We start from the raw sequence: 17,313 nt of genomic DNA, 5'->3' as shown, positions 1-17,313 counted from the left end.
GCTGCATGAGCACTCTTGAGCCCGAGCGCGGGACTGGTACGGGAACCCTCGTAGAGCCGACGCCGCAGGTGTCCCACGGCGACGGCGACCACGAGCGCTTCGCCCACTACGTCCAGAAGGACAAGATCATGGCGAGCGCCCTCGACGGGACCCCCGTCGTGGCGCTGTGCGGCAAGGTGTGGGTGCCGGGCCGCGACCCGAAGAAGTACCCGGTCTGCCCCATGTGCAAGGAGATCTACGACTCCATGGGCCCCGGCGGCGACAAGGACAAGGGCAAGGGCGACAAGGGCAAGTAGCCGGCGGCCCCCCGCTGCGGCGCGGAGGCCGCCACCGGCGAGCCGGTGCGCAGGCCGCGGCCGCCCGCCCGTTCGGACCTGCCCCGCCCCTGCGGGGCCGAGGCCCCCGCAGTGCGCTCGCGCGTACCGCGGGGGCCTTCGCCGTACCGGCCGCACACGCGGCCGCGCGGTGCGCCGGGGCGCGACGGCCCGGCCGTCTGCCCCGTACGGCGGAACATCGGGGCGCGTGCGTGCGTGGGGCGGAGGCGCAGCAGGGCCCCCGCCGGGCGTGCGCGGGCCGGAGGCGCCGCAGGGCCCGTCGCGGGGGTCCGTCCGCGCGCCGGAAGCGCCGCGGGACCCCTGTCGGGGTCCGTTCGGGGGCCGGAAGCGCCGCGCAACCCGCAGGGGGCGTGCGTACGCGGCCGGAGGCGCCGCAGGATCCGTACGGGAGGGCCGCGGCCCGGTGACGTTTCCCGGCTGCCGCACTAGGGTCGGCCGCTACGAGCGACCCGGGGGGACCGCCTGCCCCGCCGGGCGCAACGTGCCGCTGCGAAGGGCCGCCGCATGGACCTGATCCCCGCACCCCGCACCCACGCCTTCCGCCCGGACGCGCCGCCCTGCCTCCTCGGGCCGAGCCCGTGGCTCGACGCCGGCCCCGGAACCGCCGGCACGGCGCGCTGGCTGCGCCGGGAGCTGGGCGCCGCCACCGGCTGGGACCTTCCCCCGCCGGGCCCGGAGGACACGGACGCGGCCGAAGGCGGCGGCGCCGCGGGCATCCGGCTGCGCCTCGACCCCGCCCTCGCCGCCCGCCTGGGCCCCGAGGGGTACGCCCTGGCCGTCGGCGGCGCCGGCGCCGACCTCGCCGGGGCCTCGCCCGCCGGGCTGTTCTGGGCCGCGCAGACGCTGCGCCAGCTCCTCGGGCCCGACGCCCACCGCCGCGCCGCCCCCCTCGGCCGCGGCCGCACGTGGAGCCTGCCGTGCGGCACCGTCGAGGACGGCCCCCGCTTCGCGTGGCGCGGCATGATGCTCGACGTCGCCCGGCACTTCACGCCCAAGGAGGGGGTGCTGCGCCACCTCGACCTGCTGGCTGCGCACAAGCTCAACGTGCTGCACCTGCACCTGACGGACGACCAGGGCTGGCGCATCGAGATCGCGCGCCACCCGCGGCTGACGGAGGTCGGCGCGTGGCGGCCGCGCAGCCGCCGGGGCCACCGGGCGTCGCCGCTGTGGGACGAGAGCCCGCACGGCGGCTTCTACACCCGGGACGACATCCGCGAGATCGTCGCGTACGCGGCCGAGAGGCACATCACGCTCGTCCCGGAGATCGACCTGCCGGGCCACTCCCAGGCGGCGATCGCCGCCTATCCGGAACTCGGCAACACCGACGTCGTCGACACGGCCGCGCTGGGGGTGTGGGACGACTGGGGCGTCAGCGAGCACGTCCTCGCGCCCACCGAGGCCGTCCTGCGGTTCTACGAGGGCGTGTTCGAGGAGGTTCTGGAGCTCTTCCCCGCCGAGGTCTCGCCGTTCGTCCACGTGGGCGGTGACGAGTGCCCGAAGGCACAGTGGCGGGCGTCCCCGACGGCCCGGCAGCGGATCCGCGAACTCGGTGTCGACGGCGAGGACGGCCTCCAGGCCTGGTTCATCGGGCACTTCGGCCGCTGGCTCGCCGAGCGCGGCCGGCGCCTCATCGGCTGGGACGAGATCCTTGAGGGCGGCCTCGCCCCGGGCGCCGCGGTGTCCTCGTGGCGCGGCTACGCGGGCGGGATCGCCGCAGCCCGCGCCGGCCACGACGTGGTGATGTGCCCCGAGCAGCACGTGTACCTGGACCACCGTCAGGCGCCCGGCCCCGACGAGCCGGTGCCGATCGGGTACGTGCGGACACTGGAGGACGTGTACCGGTTCGAGCCGGTTCCTGCCGAGCTGTCAGGGGAGGCGGCGCAGCACGTCCTCGGGGCGCAGGCCAACGTGTGGACCGAGGTCATGGAGGACCAGGGGCGCGTCGACTACCAGGTCTTTCCGCGGCTCGCCGCGTTCGCCGAGGCCGTGTGGTCGCCGCTGCCGGGCCCGGCCGAACGGGACTACGCCGGCTTCGAGGCCCGGATGGCCGTTCACCGGCGGCGGTTGGACGCGATGGGCGTCCGACACCGGCCGCCCGGAGGCCCGTTGCCGTGGCAGCGGCGCCCCGGCGTGCTCGGGCGGCCGCTCGACGGGGAACCCCCGAACGTGTGAGGAGGGTGGCCCGGGGCGCCGCGCGGGGTGCGGCGAGCCGTCTGCGCCGGGGGTGTGCGCGGCGCCGGCGGGCGGGCGTGGCGGGCGCCGCGGAGCCGGGAAGTCACGGGAGGGTCGGGACTCTCGTGATCTGCGGGACGTGTGGGGAACCGCAGGGGATTCCGGGGCGTCCACGACCTTGGGTGCTGTCGGGAACTTTCGTCTGCCGAGGGCGAATTCACCCCTTCCTCGGCCCTTTCGTGCGTACCGAGCCATACGGGGGAAAACGGACGCCGTGGGGTCGAGGGGGCGCCCGGCCGACCCTCGCGCCAGGCGGGGCGGATGATGTGCCAGAGTTGCCACGTCCCGGCGGTGAGCACGTACCGTACGGCGGACAGGCGTGAGCGCCGGGACCGGGACATCGGGAAGGGGCAGCGGGTTGACCACGCACGCACCGCACACACCTCAGGCGGCGCAGTCCGTGATGCTGCCGGCCTCGCTCGACGAGGCCGTGGCGGCTCTCGCAGCCATGCCCGCCGCCGTGCCGGTCGCCGGGGGCACCGACCTCATGGCCGCCGTCAACGCGGGACTGCTCAGGCCGGCCGGCCTGGTGAGCCTCGGCCGGATCAACGAGATCCGCGGCTGGCAGTACCAGGAGGACGGCCACGCCCTCCTCGGCGCCGGCCTCACCCACGCCCGCATGGGCCGCCCCGACTTCGCCGCGCTGATGCCCGCCCTGGCCGCGGCCGCGCGCGCCGCCGGCCCGCCGCAGATCCGCAACGCCGGCACCCTCGGCGGCAACATCGCCAGCGCCGCGCCGACGGGCGACACGCTGCCCGTGCTGGCTGCGCTGGAGGCCGCCCTCGTCGTCGTCGGCCCGGACGGCAGCAGGGAGATCCCGGTCTCTTACCTGCTGGCCGGCCGCGAGATGCTGCGCACCGGCGAGCTGATCGGCTTCGTCCGGGTGCCGCTGCTGCACGCCCCGCAGGTGTTCCTGAAGGCGACCGGGCGCACGGGCCCGGGGCGCGCCGTGGCGTCCGTGGGGCTCGTGCTGGACCCCGCACGGCGGGGGGTGCGCATCGCGGTCGGCGCGGTCGCGCCGATGCCGCTGCGCCCGCTGGACGCCGAGCAGTGGGTGGCGTCGCTGATCGACTGGGACGGGGAGCGGCAGCTGGCCCCCGAGGCGCTGGAGGCCTTCGGCGACTACGTCGCCGCCGCCTGCGTCCCCGACCAGGGGGAACCCGTCGCCCCCGGCGTACTTCACCTGCGGCGGACGGTGGCCGTGCTGGCACGGAGGGCCCTGGGGAGGGCGCTGACCTCATGAGTGGGAACGAGAACGTGAGCGGAACGACGGGCGACCCGGGCGCGGGCGCGCCCGGCTGGGGCTGGGAGCCGGTGCCGCAGGGCGGCGAGTACGACTCCGACGCCACGGCCTTCGTGAGCCTGCCCCCCGACATGCTGGAGGGCCTCGGCACCGGGGAGCCGCTGGCCGCGCCCGGGCACGGCTACGTGCCCCCGCCGATGATCGTCCCGCTGGGCACCGGCACCGCCGACCCGGCGGCGACGGGGACCTGGTCGATGCCGGTGCAGTGGCCCGAGGCCGACGCGGCCCCGGCCGCGGGCGGCGGCACGGGCGGCGGGGCTCCCGTCGGGGCGCCGATCCCGGCGTCCGTCCCGATCCCGGCGTCGGTCGCCGCGGCGTTCGCGGACGCCGGCGCGGGCCACGCCCCCGCCGAGGCGGAGCCCGACTCCGCGGACGGCGAGGACCCGGGCGCGACCGCCGAGTGGCACTTCCCCGACGCGGTGCGCGGCGCCGACCCGGTGTCGACGGGCCAGTGGACCCTGCCCGAACTGCACGACGGCACCGGCGAGTTCCACACCGGCGCCCTCGACGCGGGCTTCAGCGGCGCCCCGGCGACCCTGCCGGGCGGCGCCCCCGCCCCCTGGACGGCGCAGCCCCACCACGAGGCGGCCGCGCCCGTGGACGCCCCGCTGACCTCGGGCGTGCTGCCGGACGACCGGACCGACGGCTCCGACAGCGGCCGCCGCCGGCTCGGCGGTCCCGGCGTCGGCGGGCCCGCGGGCGCCCCGCGCGTGCTCGGCGGCCCCGGCGTCGGCACCCTCCCCGAGGGGGAGCCGCACGGGGCCGACCACGGCCCCGCGGACACCCCCGCGGGCGGCACCGCAACGCCGCACACGGCCGCGTATGCGCACGCCCACGACGGCCGCCACGCGCACCCCTACGCCACCGACCTGCCCGGCCACCCGCACGCACCCCAGGAGCCCGCACAGACCCCCGCGCACGGCGTGCCGTACGGCCACGCCGAGGCCCCGCAGCAGGGCGGGGCGGGGCAGTACGACGGACACCCCGGGCACGGGCTCTACGACGGGCGCGCCGGGGACGGGCTGTACGACGGGCGCGCCCTGTACGACCAGGGCGGGCATGGCGCGCAGGGCGGGCATGGCGCGCAGGGCGGGCATGGCCCGTACGACGAGCATGGCCCGCACGAGGGTCACGCCCCGCACGAGGGTCACGCCCCGCACGAGGGCCACGCCCCGCACGAGGGCAGCGCCCCGCACGATGGCCACGCCCCGCACGACGGGGCCGCGCCCTACGGCGGCCGCGGCCGCGGGGAGGCGCACGCCGGGGAGCACAGCGCCGCGGAGTACGCCCCCGCGGGCACCGCGGGCACTCCGGCCGGGCATGCCGGGCCCGACGGCCACGACCGCCTGGAGCCGGCCGCGGCGCAGCCCGCGCCCGCCCCTGCACCCGAGCCCGCGCCGGAGCCGTCGCCCGAGCGGGAGGCGGAGGCGGCGGCCGCCGCCGCGCCCGAGCCGGCCGAGCCCGAGCCCGCCGCGCAGGCCGCGGACGCCGCCGGGCAGGAGCCGGGCCCGCGGGCCGCCGCGGAATCCGGACCGGCGCACGAGCACGGCCTCACCGAAGCCGCCCACGACCCGGCGCCCGATCCGGCCGCCACCGACGGCCGCGGCCTCGCCGCAGCCCCCGCGGCCGAAGCGGGCAGTGCGCCCGTGCCGGGTGCGGACACCGCCGACCCTGCCGGGGCACCGCCGGGTGCGGACACCGGGGAAGGGATCCCGGGCGGGGAGGCCCCGTACGCGGAGGAAACGGCTCCGGCCGTCGCGCACCACGAGCACCCGCTGTCCTCGTACGTGCTGCGCGTCAACGGCGCCGACCGGCCCGTCACCGGCGCATGGATCGGCGAGTCGCTGCTGTACGTGCTGCGCGAGCGCCTCGGCCTCGCCGGCGCCAAGGACGGCTGCTCCCAGGGCGAGTGCGGGGCCTGCGCGGTGCAGGTCGACGGCCGGCTCGTCGCCTCCTGCCTGGTCCCGGCCGCGACGGCCGCCGGGAGCGAGGTCCGGACCGTCGAGGGGCTCGCCGCGGGCGGGGAACTCTCCGACGTGCAGCAGGCGTTGTGCCGTTCGGGTGCGGTGCAGTGCGGATTCTGCGTACCCGGCATGGCCATGACCATCCATGACCTGCTGGAGGGCAACCACGCCCCCAGCGACCTGGAGACCCGCCAGGCGCTGTGCGGGAACCTGTGCCGCTGCTCCGGCTACAAGGGCGTCCTGGAGGCCGTCCGCGAGGTCGTCGCCGAGCGGGAGGCCGCCGAGGCCGAGGCGGCCACCGCCGCGCAGGCACAGGGACAGGCCCAGGTGCAGGGGCAGGCGTACGCCGCCGGGCCGGGGGATCCGTACATCCCGCACCAGGCCCAGCCGGGCGAGGGCGGCATCCACAACGGAGGCATGGCGTGAGCGGGCAGGACGCGGCCACGGCGACGTCGACGACGACCGTGACGTTCACCACGACCACCGCGGCGGGCGGCGCCGCCGACACCCCCGGAGCCGCACCCGGCCCCGGCCCCGAGCAGGCCGCCCCGGCGGTGCCGCGCGGCATCGGCGCGTCCGTTCCCGCCGCCGACGCGCGCGCCAAGACCGAGGGCACCTTCCCCTACGCCGCCGACCTGTGGGCCGAGGGCCTCCTGTGGGCCGCCGTGCTGCGCTCCCCGCACGCCCACGCCCGCATCCTGTCCGTCGACACCTCCGCCGCCGAGCGGATGCCGGGCGTCCGCGCCGTCGTCACCCACGCCGACGTCCCCGGCGCCACCACCCACGGGCGGCGCATCGCCGACCGGCCCGTCTTCGCGCACGACGTCGTACGCCACCACGGCGAGCCCATCGCGGCCGTCGCCGCCGACCACCCCGACACGGCCCGCCTCGCGGCCGCCGCGATCACCGTCGAGTACGAGCTGCTCGAAGCGGTCACCGACCCCGAGCAGGCGTTCGGCGCCCCGCCACTGCACCCCGACGGCAACCTGATCCGGCACATCCCGCTCCGATACGGCGACCCGGACGCCACCGGCGAGGTCGTCGTCGAGGGCCTCTACCGCATCGGCCGCCAGGACCCCGCCCCCATCGGCGCCGAGGCCGGGCTGGCCGTGCCGCGCCCCGACGGCGGCGTCGAGATCTACACCGCCTCCACCGACCCCCACCTCGACCGCGACCTGGCCGCCGCCTGCTTCGGCCTCGAACCCGACCGGGTCCGCATCGTCGTCACCGGCGTGCCCGGCGCCACCGCCGACCGCGAGGACGCCGCCTTCCAGCTCCCGCTCGGCCTGCTCGCCCTGCGGACCGGCTGCCCCGTCAAACTCGCCGCCACCCGCGAGGAGTCCTTCCTCGGCCACACCCACCGCCACCCGACGCTGCTGCGCTACCGCCACCACGCCGACGCGGAGGGCCGCCTCGTCAAGGTCGAGGCGCAGATCCTGATGGACGCCGGCGCCTACGCCGACTCCTCCTCCGAATCCCTCGCCGCGGCCGTGGCGTTCGCCTGCGGCCCGTACGTCGTCCCGCACGCCTTCGTCGAAGGCTGGGCCGTGCGCACCAACAACCCGCCGTCGGGCCACGTCCGCGGCGAAGGCGCCATGCAGGTGTGCGCCGCGTACGAGGGCCAGATGGACAAGCTGGCCGCCGCCCTCGGCCTCGACGGCGCCGAACTGCGGCTGCGCAACGTCCTCGCCACCGGCGACCTGCTGCCCACCGGGCAGACCGTCACCTGCCCGGCGCCGGTCGCCGAACTGCTGCGCGCCGTACGGGACTCCGAGTTGCCGCCGCTGCCGAAGGACACCCCGGAGGAGGAGTGGCTGCTGCCGGGCGGCCCGGAGGGCGCGGGCGAGCCCGGCGCGGTGCGGCGCGGCGTCGGATACGGCGTCGGCATGGTGCACATGCTCGGCGCGGAAGGCACCGACGAGGTGTCCACGGCGACGGTGAAGGTCGTCGACGGCGCGGCGACCGTCATCTGCGCGGCCGTCGACACCGGCCAGGGCTTCGCGACGCTGGCCCGGCAGATCGTCCAGGAAGTCCTCGGCGTGGACGAGGTGGCGACGGCCCCCGTTGACACCGACCAGCCGCCGGCCGGCCCCGCCGCGCACGGCCGCCACACGTGGGTCTCGGGCGGCGCCGTGGAGCGCGCCGCGAAGATGGTCCGCACCCAGCTGCTCCAGCCGATGGCCCACAAGCTCGGCATGTCCACGGAACTCCTCCAGGTCAAGGACGGCCGGATCACGTCGTACGACGGCGCGTTCTCGACGACGGTCGCGGAGGCGATGGCCGGCAAGGAACTGTGGGCGACGGCCCAGTGCCGCCCGCACCCCACGGAACCGCTCGACGGCGACGGGCAGGGCGACGCGTTCGTCGGCCTCGCGTTCTGCGCGATCCGCGCAGTCGTGGACGTCGACATCGAACTGGGCACGGTGCGCGTGGTCGAGCTGGCGGTCGCCCAGGACGTCGGCTGCGTCCTCAACCCCCGCCAGCTGGAGGCCCGCATCGAAGCGGGCGTCACCCAGGGCGTGGGCGCTGCCCTCACGGAGAACCTCCGCTCGGTCGGCGGCCTGGTCCGCCACCCCGACCTGACGGGCTACGCACTGCCGACGTCGCTGGACGCGCCGACGGTACGAATCGTCAAACTGGTCGAGGAACGGGACGTGGTAGCCCCGTTCGGCGCGAAGGCGGCAAGCGCGGTCCCGGTGGTCACGACCCCGGCAGCCGTGGCCTCAGCGGTCCGCGCAGCCACGGGACGCCCGGTCAACAGGCTCCCGATCCGCCCCTCGGCGGCAGTCGCGACGGCCAACTCCTGACCGTGTGACCCGCATTGCACGTGCAACCCGAGGTTGGGGCTGTCGCTGCCGGTCGCTAGAGTGATCGGTAAGCCCTGTGGCACGCCCGCGCGAACGGCAGCTCACAGGAGCGAACGGGGTCGGAGAAGCGGCGGCAACGCCGCCCTCCCACGGGGAACGGGTAAACGGGGAGGCCATCGTGGCAGAGGAATCGGTATTCAGCTTCTTGGAAGGGTCGGCGAAGAGCCAGTCGGCGGCCATCATGGCGCAGGCCAAGGCACTCGCAGTCGACTACGAGACGATCAGCGGCTACAAGAAGGTCGTCGACGACCTGCTGACGAAGCTCGGCAACTCGGAGGCCTCCGACAAGAAGCTGGCCCACACGACCCTCCCCGAGGGCACCTTGGGCACGGGCTTCGCTGAGGCGACGGACCTGTTCAGCGCGTACGAGAAGGTCCAGACCGAGCTGCAAAACCTCTCGAAGGGCCTGGCGGGGCACATCGAAGCGCTGGGCCTTGCGGTCCGGACGGCGGGCAAGGATCTCGCCGCGGTAGACGAAGAGACCAAGTACCGCCTGGCGGCAATCGCCAGGCAGGCGGAGGCCGCGTACGTCAAGGAACGGGACCCGTTGGCCAAGGAGCAAAAGTTGAAGCAGGACGAGGCAAGGCACGGCACCAAGGGCACCGGCAGCACGGCTGGAGGCGACGTCTGATGGCAACGAACTTCGAGGGGTACACCCACCAGCAGCTGCTGGTGATGGTCAAGACGCTCAACCCCGAGCTGGTCCAGACGCGCAGCACGCAGCTGACCAAGGCCGCAACGACGATCGAGTCGATCGGCAAAGCGCTGAGGTCCCACAAGGTCACAGGCTGGGAAGGCGAGACGGCCCAGGCCTTTGAGCAGTGGGCACGCCAGGCGGGCAACGCGACGGTGCAGCTGTCCGAGTACAGCAAGGCCGCCGGTACGTGGATGCAGCGCGCCTCGGAGACCATGTACGACGTCAAGAACAACATGCCGGCGTACGACGCGACGGCCGCGAAGAACCTCGAGGTCTCCAAGGACTTCCGCAACGACCCGGACGCGCAGCAAATGGGTCGGGAGGCTCACGCCAAGCTGTCGGGCGACCACACCAAGGCGATCGACGCGCTGACGAAGCTCGCTCAGTCGTACGAGCAGTCGAAGACCCAGATCACCGCCCAGCCGATCCCGACGTTTCCCAAGATGCCGGATCCGTTCGTGCCGAAGGGTTATGCGGGCGAAAACGGTTACCTCCAGAGCTCCGGAGGAACCGGATCCTACGGCGGTGTTGGGCAGGCCCCTGGCTACGGCCCGTCGTCTCACCGTGAAGGCTCGTCAGGGGATTCAGGTTTCACTCCCCGACTGCCGGATGCTTCCCTGTCGCCGACAGGTGGTCCAACCCCGGCCCCGAGCCTGCCGGACCGTGACGTGAACGTGGACCTCGACAACGTCGCCGTCCTCCCGGACAAAACGATGCCGCCGGTTACCAACATGCCGCCAACCTCCGGTCTCGGGCCGGTCACGCCGGGGCCTGTTGCACCGATGCCACCGGTGCTGCCTCTCCCGCCCGGTGCCGGTCCGACGCATGGCGGCGGGGGCAGTTCGTTCAACAAGGTCCCGTCCGTGGCGGGCCCTCCCGGCGGCGGCAAGCTCGGCATGCCGCCCCTGATGCCGCGTGACACGGGCATCATTGGCGGCCGCCAGGTGCCCAGCGCGACGGGTCCCACCGCGGGGCTTCCCCGCGGCCTCGTGGTCGGCTCCGAGGGGGGCCACCCCGGCGCTCGTCCGCCCGTAGGCTCGGGGATGCACCCCGGCATGGGGGGAGCGCACCCGAGCGGTCCTGGCGGCACTCCTACCGGTCGCCGACTGGCCATGGAACCGGGCGGCGTCATCGGTGGAGCCCGTCAGCCCGGCGCGATGCCGCCCGGTGTGGTCGGCCGTGCGGCCCCGAGCGGGCAGCCGTTCACGCACGGTGGCTCCGGCCTCGTGCGGAACAGACCTGCCGGTGAGTCGGCTCGTGGGGCGATGGGGCACGCTGGTGCGGGCGCCCACGCGCCGGGCAGCCGGAACGAGCGCCAGGGCGGCGAGCGCCCCGATTATCTGGCCGAGGACGAAGAGACGTGGCGGAGCAATGACCGTGTCGTTCCGCGAGTGATTGACTGACAGAACGGACGTTGCACGAGATGCGCATGCGCAAGGCGACCTCGGCTCTCCTGGGCCTCCTGCTGGCCGGGGTCGCCGCGACCCCGGCTCACGCGAAGACCATCCGTGAGCAGCAATGGCATCTCGACGCCATGAAGGCCGACGACATCTGGAAGATCAGTACGGGCAAGGGTGTGACCGTTGCCGTGATCGACAGCGGGGTTGAGAGGGTTCCCGAGCTGGAGGGTCAGGTCCTGCCGGGCAAGGACTTCGCCACGTCGTACGGCAATGACGAGCGCACTGACTATGACAAGCACGGCACCAGCATGGCCGCGATCATCGCTGGTTCAGGCAAGCGTCAGGGCGGTGACGGTGCGGTCGGCCTCGCCCCAGGAACCAAGATTCTTCCGATCCGTGTCCCCCACGAGGAGAGCGCGGTGGCGCCTTCCTGGACGGAGGCCATTCGCTACGCGGCGGATTCGGAGGCGAAAGTCATCAACATCTCGATGGGGATATCCCGGGACGACCCGGCTCGCCTCGACGCGGTCAAATATGCCTTGTCCAAGGGTAAGTTGATATTTGCGGCTGTGGGCAACAGTGGCACCCGCGAGCTCAAGTACCCGGCCGCAACGCCCGGCATTGTGGGAGTGGGAGCAGTAGGGCCGGACGGAAAGGCGACAGAGGAGTCGCAGCGCGGACCGCAGGTGGACCTCGCAGCCCCCGGCGTCGACATCGTCTCCGCGTGTGCCGGCGGTACGATGCTCTGCAAGGCGCACGGGACGAGCCACGCGACCGCCATCGCCTCCGCCTCGGCCGCGCTCCTGTGGTCCGCGCACCCCGAGTGGACCAACAACCAAGTGCTGCGAGTTCTGCTGAATACCGCCGGCAAGCCGACCGATGGTGTGCAGCGCAACGACTACATCGGCTACGGCATTGTGCGCCCGAAGGTTGCGCTGCCAACCCCAGGGGATCCCGGGCCCGCCGACGTGTTTCCGTTGCCTGACCTTGCAGCGGCCGATGCGAAGAACTCGCCCGCTCCGTCGGCCTCGGCGAAGGCGCCCGAGTCCGCCGCACCGCAGGCGGAGGTGAAGGCTGGCGGCGTCAGCGGTATGACGTGGATCGCGCTGGGGCTAGGAGCCTGTGTGCTGGTCGGCGGTGCGGTCACTGCAGTGGTCGTCCGCCGCCGGAACGGCTGACCGGGTGCAGGCACGCAAGGCGGCTTCGGCGCTGGTGAGCCTTCTGCTGGTCGGCGTCGCCGCGACCCCTGCTCACGCGAAGACCATCCGTGAGCAGCAATGGCATCTCGACGCCATGAAGGCCGACGACATCTGGAAGATGAGTACCGGCAAGGGCGTCACTGTTGCGGTCATCGACAGTGGCGTCGACCGGATCCCCGAGCTTGAAGGCCAAGTCCTTCCAGGTAAGGACTATGCGACGCAGAACTCAGGAGACGAGCGCACAGACTACGACAAGCACGGCACCACGATGGCTGCACTGATTGCCGCTACAGGCAAGCATCCGAGCGGTGACGGAGCATTTGGTCTTGCTCCGGGTTCCAAGATCCTTCCGATCCGAGTGCCGCACGAGTTCAACGACACGAGCCCGACCTGGACTGAGGCGATCAGGTATGCGGCAGACTCCGAAGCTAAAATCATCAACATATCCATGGCCACGGAACAGGATGATCCTGGGCGGCTCGATGCAGTGAAGTACGCCCTGGCCAAGGGGAAGTTGATTTTTGCTGGCGTGGGCAATGACGGCGACACCCTTAACAAGGTCATGTACCCCGCGGCGACGCCCGGTGTTGTGGGTGTGGGAGCCGTGGGACCTGACGGCGTTGCGACCAAGGAGTCGCAGCACGGCCCCCAGGTCGACATGGCTGCTCCTGGTGTAGGCATTCTGACGGCATGCGGCGGCAAGACTGGCCTTTGCAAGAACCGTGGCACTAGTGACGCAACCGCGCTGGCCTCCGCCTCGGCAGCGTTGCTCTGGTCCGCCCATCCGGAGTGGACGAACAACCAGGTGCTTCGTGTCCTTCTGAACACAGCAGGCAAGGCCGACGACGGCAAGGAGCGCAACGACTACCTCGGCTACGGCATCGTGCGTCCGAAGGTGGCCCTGCCGACGCCGGGGGATCCTGGGCCCGCCGATGTGTTCCCGCTGCCCGACCTGGCCGCGGCCAATGCGAAGGACTCGCCCGTGCCTTCGCCCCCGGCGAAGACGCCCGAGTCCGCCGCACCGCAGGCGGAGGCGAAGGCCGACGACGTCAGCGGTATGACGTGGATCGCGCTGGGGCTCGGTGCGTGCGTGTTGGGCGGCGGTGCGGTCACTGCGGTGGTCGTCCGCCGCCGGAACGGCTGACCGGATGTGCATGCGCAAGGTGATCTCGGCACTGGTGGGCCTCCTGCTGGTCGGGGTTGCCGCGGCCCCGGCTCACGCGAAGACCATCCGTGAGCAGCAATGGCATCTCGACGCCATGAAAGCCGACGACATCTGGAAGGTCAGCACCGGCAAGGGCATCACGGTCGCCGTGATCGACACAGGTGTCGCTCAGATCCCTGAGCTTGAAGGCCAAGTCGTTCAGGGCCGAAACTTCGCTTCACCCGGATACAAGGGTGACGAACGAACCGACTACGACAACCACGGCACGAAAATGGCGGCCGTCATCGCCGGTAACGGCAAAGGCGCAGGCGGTATTGAAAGCGCCTTCGGCCTAGCTCCCGGTGCCAAGATCATGTCTTTGAGGATTGACCCCGGTGGTGACGGGACGAAGCCCTACAAGGCCATGATCGAAGCCGTCCGCTATGCCGCTGACACGGACGCGAAGATTGTCAACATTTCCATGGGCAACCTGCACGACAGTGCGGAGCTTGCAGAAGCGGTCAAGTACGCGCTCGGTAAGGGCAAGTTGATATTTGCTGCTGTCGGGAACGACGGGGCTTCGCTGAACGACCTCCGGTATCCCGCGGCGACTCCTGGAGTGGTGGGTGTCGGGGCTGTGGACCCTAACGGGGCGGCAACAGAGGAGTCCCATCACCACGCGTACGTGGACATGACTGCCCCTGGCGTCGACATCATCTCCGGTTGCAGTGGCGGCTCCGGCCTCTGCAAGGCCAACGGAACCAGCCACGCCACGGCCCTCGCTTCCGCTTCGGCCGCGCTGTTGTGGTCGGCGCACCCCGACTGGACGAACAACCAGGTGCTGCGGGTGTTGCTGAATACAGCCGGCAAAGCCGACGACGGCAAGGAGCGCAACGACTACCTCGGCTACGGCGTCGTGCGGCCGAAGGTGGCCCTGCCGACGCCTGGGGATCCCGGGCAGGCCGATGTGTTCCCGCTGCCAGACCTGGCTGCGGCCGATGCCAAGAACTCGCCCGCTCCGTCGGCCATGGTGAAGGCGCCCGAGTCCGCCGCACCGAAGGCGGAGGCCGGCGGCGTCAGCGGTATGACGTGGATCGCGCTGGGGCTCGGCGTGTGCGTACTGGTCGGCGGCGCGGTCACTGCGGTGATTGTCCGCCGCCGGAATGGCTGACCAGGTGCACATGCGCAAGGTGATCTCGGCCCTGGTGGGCCTCCTGCTGGCTGGGGTTGCCGCCGCCCCGGCTCACGCGAAGACCATCCGTGAGCAGCAATGGCATCTCAATGCAATGAACGCTGACGCGATCTGGAAGATCAGTACGGGCAAGGGAGTGACCGTCGCTGTCATAGACAGCGGCGTCGGCCGCATCCCCGAACTAGCAGGTCAAGTCGTCCCGGGCAAGGACTTTGCCACGTCGTATGGCAACGACGAGCGCACCGATTACGACAAGCACGGCACGGCCATGGCGGCAATCATCGCCGGCTCCGGCAAGCACCCGAGCGGTGATGGTGCCTTCGGCCTTGCCCCCGGGGCCAAGATCCTCCCGATTCGCGTCCCGCACGAGACGAATCAGCTGGCCCCTTCGTGGACCGAGGCCATTCGGTATGCAGCCGACTCGGAGGCGAAGGTCATCAACATTTCGCTGGGGATGTCCGAGAAGGACGACCCGGGTCGCCTCGATGCCGTCAAGTACGCCTTGTCAAAAGACAAGCTGGTCTTCGCGGCAGTTGGCAACGACGGAGACACGACGAACGACGTCAAGTACCCCGCCGCCACGCCAGGCATCGTCGGAGTCGGGGCAGTCGGGCCCGACGGAAAGGCGACCTTGGAGTCACAGCACGGGCCGCAGGTGGACATCGCCGCTCCCGGCGTGGACATCGTCACCGCATGCCTCGGTAACACCGGTGTCTGCAAGAATCACGGAACTAGTGACGCGACAGCCCTCGTATCTGCTTCCGCCGCGCTGCTGTGGTCCGCGCACCCCGAGTGGACCAACAACCAGGTGCTGCGGGTCCTGATGAACACCGCCGGGAAGCCGACCGATGGTGTGCAGCGCAACGATTACATCGGTTACGGCATCGTGCGGCCGAAGGTGGCGCTGCCGACGCCCGGGGATCCCGGGCCCGCTGATGTGTTCCCGCTGCCCGACCTGGCCGCGGCCGATGCGAAGAACTCGCCTGCGCCATCGGCCGACGCCAAGGCCCCAGAGTCCCCCGCTCCGCAGGCCGAGGCGAAGGCCGACGGCGTCAGCGGCATGAAGTGGATCGCGTTGGGGCTCGGTGCCTGCGTGCTGGTCGGCGGTGCAGTCACTGCGGTGGTCGTCCGCCGTCGGAACGGGTGACCCGGTGGTGCACGTGTGGCTGCAGAGGCGGTAGAGCGGGCCCCGGGGCCGGCGGTTGTGCCTGGCCCCGGGGTCCTGGGAGAAGCCGTGACCGGATTCGAACCGGTGTAGTCCGCTTTGCAGGCGGGTCCCTGGACCACTCGGGCACACGGCCGGGTTGTGCTGACAGCGACGACCGTACGGGCGGCCCCGCGCCGCTGGAAGGCCCCGGCGGGGGCTGCCATGTGACTGTCATGTGCCGTTCACAGGTGACCCCGCCCAGCCCCCCGGCGTAGGTCCTCCGGACGAGCCGGGATCCGTCGTACGGACAGGGGCGAAACCCCGCTTCGCGGCTTACTCTGGGGCGATGAGCGCCCTCGAACCCGGCCTGTCGGAGCCGCAGTCCACCGCACCGGTCCCGCCCCCGCCCGAGGGAGGGATCCTCTCGTCGGCGTACCGGACGCTCAGCATCGGCATCGTGTCCGTCATCTTCCTCATCGCCTTCGAGGCCACCGCCGTCGGCACCGCCATGCCGGTCGCCGCCCGCGATCTCGACGGGATCGGGCTGTACGCGTTCGCGTTCTCCGCCTACTTCACCACCAGCCTCTTCGGCATGGTCCTCGCCGGCCAGTGGTCCGACCGGCAGGGCCCGCTGCGCCCGCTGGGCCTCGGTATCGGGGCGTTCGCGGCAGGGCTGGTGCTGGCCGGGACGGCGGGCGCGATGTGGGTGTTCGTCCTGGGCCGGGCCGTGCAGGGCTTCGGCGGCGGGCTCGTCATCGTCGCCCTGTACGTGGTGGTGAGCCGGGCGTACGAGGAGCGGCTCCGGCCCGCGATCATGGCGGCGTTCGCGGCGAGCTGGGTCGTCCCGTCGATCGTGGGCCCGCTCGCCGCGGGGACGGTGACCGAGCACCTCGGGTGGCGGTGGGTGTTCCTCGGGATCCCCGTGCTGGTGGTCGTCCCGCTCGCCGTGGCGCTGCCGGCGATCCGGCGGACCGCCTCGGGGCCGGTCGATCCGCAGGCGCCGCCCGCGGCGTTCGACCGGCGGCGGATCCGGCTGGCGCTCGCGATCTCGGTCGGGGCGGGGCTGCTCCAGTACGCCGCCCAGGACCTGCGGTGGCTGTCGCTGCTGCCGGGTGCGGCGGGGGCGGCGCTGCTGGTGCCGGCCGTGCTGGGGCTGCTGCCGCGCGGCACGTACCGGGCGCGGCGCGGGCTGCCGTCGGTGGTGCTGCTGCGCGGGCTGGCGGCGGGCTCGTTCATCGCGGCGGAGAGCTTCGTTCCGCTGATGCTGGTCACGCAGCGGGGGCTGAGCCCGACGCTGGCCGGGTTCTCGCTGGCGCTGGGCGGTGTGACCTGGGCGGGCGGGTCCTGGCTGCAGGCCCGCGGCTGGGCGGAGCCGTACCGGGAGCGGCTGATGGTGCTCGGCATGCTGCTGGTGGCGTCGGCGATCGCGGCCGCGCCGGCCGTGCTGGTGCCGTGGGTGCCGGTGTGGACGCTGGCCCTGGCGTGGGGCGTGGGCTGCCTCGGGATGGGGCTGGTCCTCGGCTCGACGAGCGTGCTGCTGCTGAAGCTGTCGGCGCCGGAGGAGGCCGGCGCGAACTCGGCCGCCCTGCAGATCTCCGACGCCCTCGCGAACGTCGTGCTGCTGGCCGCGGGCGGTGCGGCGTTCGCCGCGCTCGGCGGCGGCTCGGTCGGCGCGGCCGCGCACACGGCGGGCGGGGCGGCGGCCGCGGGGGCCTCGCACCCCGCCGCGTTCGTCATCGTCTTCCTTCCGATGGCTGCGGTCGCCCTGGTCGGCGCCTGGGTGGCCACCCGCCTGCACGAGCGGCCCGCCCCGAAAACCGGCTGACCGGCGGG

General features: G+C 72.9%; 12 protein-coding genes and 1 tRNA gene. 12 read left to right on the top strand and 1 reads right to left on the bottom strand.

Annotation, left to right across the window (positions count from 1 at the left end):
* Nucleotides 1–5: 5 nt before the first annotated feature.
* The 11 genes from ACZ462_RS29545 (at nucleotide 6) to mycP (ACZ462_RS29495) (ending at nucleotide 15,480) form a co-directional block, all read left to right on the top strand.
* Complete coding sequence (locus ACZ462_RS29545) at nucleotides 6–296, top strand: DUF3039 domain-containing protein (RefSeq protein ID WP_467807002.1); 291 nt, start codon at nucleotides 6–8, stop codon at nucleotides 294–296.
* 543 nt (nucleotides 297–839) lie between these two features.
* Complete coding sequence (locus ACZ462_RS29540) at nucleotides 840–2,507, top strand: beta-N-acetylhexosaminidase (protein WP_467807003.1); 1,668 nt, start codon at nucleotides 840–842, stop codon at nucleotides 2,505–2,507.
* A gap of 418 nt (nucleotides 2,508–2,925) precedes the next feature.
* Nucleotides 2,926–3,810: an FAD binding domain-containing protein gene (locus ACZ462_RS29535; protein WP_467807004.1), complete on the top strand. Its 885-nt coding sequence runs from the start codon at nucleotides 2,926–2,928 to the stop codon at nucleotides 3,808–3,810.
* A 14-nt stretch (nucleotides 3,811–3,824) separates the two neighbouring features.
* Nucleotides 3,825–6,260 carry a (2Fe-2S)-binding protein gene (locus ACZ462_RS29530; protein WP_467807006.1) on the top strand — a complete coding sequence of 812 codons (2,436 nt, stop codon included), beginning with the start codon at nucleotides 3,825–3,827 and terminating at the stop codon, nucleotides 6,258–6,260.
* A 38-nt stretch (nucleotides 6,261–6,298) separates the two neighbouring features.
* Nucleotides 6,299–8,641, top strand: a complete 2,343-nt coding sequence (locus ACZ462_RS29525) for a xanthine dehydrogenase family protein molybdopterin-binding subunit (RefSeq protein ID WP_467807059.1) — start codon at nucleotides 6,299–6,301, stop codon at nucleotides 8,639–8,641.
* Between the two features lie 178 nt (nucleotides 8,642–8,819).
* The gene (locus tag ACZ462_RS29520) at nucleotides 8,820–9,332 is read left to right on the top strand and encodes a hypothetical protein (RefSeq protein WP_467807008.1); all 513 of its coding nucleotides are present in this window, start codon (nucleotides 8,820–8,822) and stop codon (nucleotides 9,330–9,332) included.
* The gene (locus ACZ462_RS29515; RefSeq protein ID WP_467807010.1) at nucleotides 9,332–10,801 is read left to right on the top strand and encodes a WXG100 family type VII secretion target; all 1,470 of its coding nucleotides are present in this window, start codon (nucleotides 9,332–9,334) and stop codon (nucleotides 10,799–10,801) included. Before ACZ462_RS29520 ends, ACZ462_RS29515 begins: the two co-directional genes overlap by 1 nt.
* A 20-nt stretch (nucleotides 10,802–10,821) precedes the next feature.
* Entirely contained in the window at nucleotides 10,822–11,976 is a 1,155-nt protein-coding gene (mycP, locus tag ACZ462_RS29510; protein ID WP_467807011.1) for a type VII secretion-associated serine protease mycosin, read from the top strand.
* 34 nt (nucleotides 11,977–12,010) lie between these two features.
* On the top strand, nucleotides 12,011–13,141 hold the full coding sequence (gene mycP, locus ACZ462_RS29505; protein WP_467807013.1) for a type VII secretion-associated serine protease mycosin: 1,131 nt from the start codon (nucleotides 12,011–12,013) through the stop codon (nucleotides 13,139–13,141).
* A 10-nt stretch (nucleotides 13,142–13,151) separates the two neighbouring features.
* Nucleotides 13,152–14,312, top strand: coding sequence for a type VII secretion-associated serine protease mycosin (gene mycP / locus ACZ462_RS29500; protein WP_467807015.1), 1,161 nt, complete (start codon nucleotides 13,152–13,154; stop codon nucleotides 14,310–14,312).
* 10 nt (nucleotides 14,313–14,322) lie between these two features.
* Nucleotides 14,323–15,480 (top strand): type VII secretion-associated serine protease mycosin, encoded by a 1,158-nt coding sequence (gene mycP / locus ACZ462_RS29495; RefSeq protein ID WP_467807016.1) that lies wholly within the window; start codon nucleotides 14,323–14,325, stop codon nucleotides 15,478–15,480.
* A gap of 82 nt (nucleotides 15,481–15,562) precedes the next feature.
* Here mycP (ACZ462_RS29495) and ACZ462_RS29490 read toward each other — a convergent pair.
* Nucleotides 15,563–15,634, bottom strand: a tRNA-Cys gene (locus ACZ462_RS29490).
* A gap of 192 nt (nucleotides 15,635–15,826) precedes the next feature.
* Between ACZ462_RS29490 and ACZ462_RS29485 the strand changes: the two genes are divergently transcribed.
* Entirely contained in the window at nucleotides 15,827–17,305 is a 1,479-nt protein-coding gene (locus ACZ462_RS29485) for an MFS transporter (protein WP_467807018.1), read from the top strand.
* Nucleotides 17,306–17,313 lie beyond the last annotated feature (8 nt).

Source organism: Streptomyces sp. NPDC031121, from assembly GCF_055570615.1.
This window is presented reverse-complemented; position numbering and strand designations above follow the sequence as displayed.